The sequence below is a fragment of the Stenotrophomonas sp. HMWF003 genome (genome assembly GCF_003061285.1).
Lineage (GTDB): Bacteria > Pseudomonadota > Gammaproteobacteria > Xanthomonadales > Xanthomonadaceae > Stenotrophomonas > Stenotrophomonas maltophilia_AP.
This window is the reverse complement of record NZ_QAIW01000428.1, coordinates 1-876: the sequence shown is the minus strand read 5'-3', so window position 1 is coordinate 876 and position 876 is coordinate 1. Positions and strand designations below refer to the sequence as shown.

The window sequence follows — 876 nt, the reverse complement described above, 5'->3', positions numbered from 1 at the left end:
CCTCGCCGCTGGCGAAGGCGTTGTCGCCCTGCGCCACGCTGTAGTCGCCGGTGGCGCGCGCCTTGTAGCCGGCGGCCAGGCTGTTGCTGCCGGTGGCCTGCGCGCCGCTGCCGAACGCGTTGCTGGTGGTGCCGGTGGCCAGGGCGCCCGCGCCGACCGCCACCGCATCCTGGGCCGCGGTGGTGCCTACCTTGACGGCGTTGCCGTCGGCATCGACCAGCGGCTGGTTGAATTCGTCATAGGCCTGGCCGAGGCCGCCGATGGCGACACTGCCGTTGCCATTGGCGCTGACGTTGCGGCCCACGGCCACGGTGTCATCGCCCAACGCGTTGGCCCCGTTGCCGAGTGCCGCCGCACCGGCGCCCAGCGCATTGCTGGCCTCGCCTGCGGCCAGCGCGCCGTCGCCTTCGGCAAACGCACCCACGTCGCTGTCATCGGAGCCATTGGCCTTGAAGCGGCTGGCGGTGACGTTGGCCACCTGGGCCACGCCATCCAGCTGCGCCTTGTTGACCGCGTCGGTGGCTTCGGTACCGGCGGCCACATGGGTGATCTGGCGTTCGTTGCCGACATCGCCGACCGAGACGGTGTTGGCGCGGGTGGCGGTGGAATTGGCGCCCAGCGCAACGCTGTTGGCGCCGCGTGCGGTGGCGTAGAAACCGACCGCGGTGCTCAGCTCGCCGCTGGCCCAGGTTTCCGCGCCCAGCGCTGTGGCCCCTTCACCCGGTGCATAGGCGAAGTAGCCCACGGCGGTGGCCTCGGTACCCGACGCTTCGGTCAGGGTGCCGTTGGCGGTGGCGTAATCGCCGCTGGCGATGGCGCCGGCACCCACGGCCGTTGCCGCTTCACCACTGGCCTGGGTCTGCACGAAGAAGCCCA

Annotated in this window: 1 pseudogene; it reads right to left on the bottom strand. The window is 71.5% G+C overall.

Annotated elements, in window-relative coordinates:
* A pseudogene (locus tag DBR34_RS21895) lies at positions 1–876 on the bottom strand (cell surface protein); the annotation flags it as partial.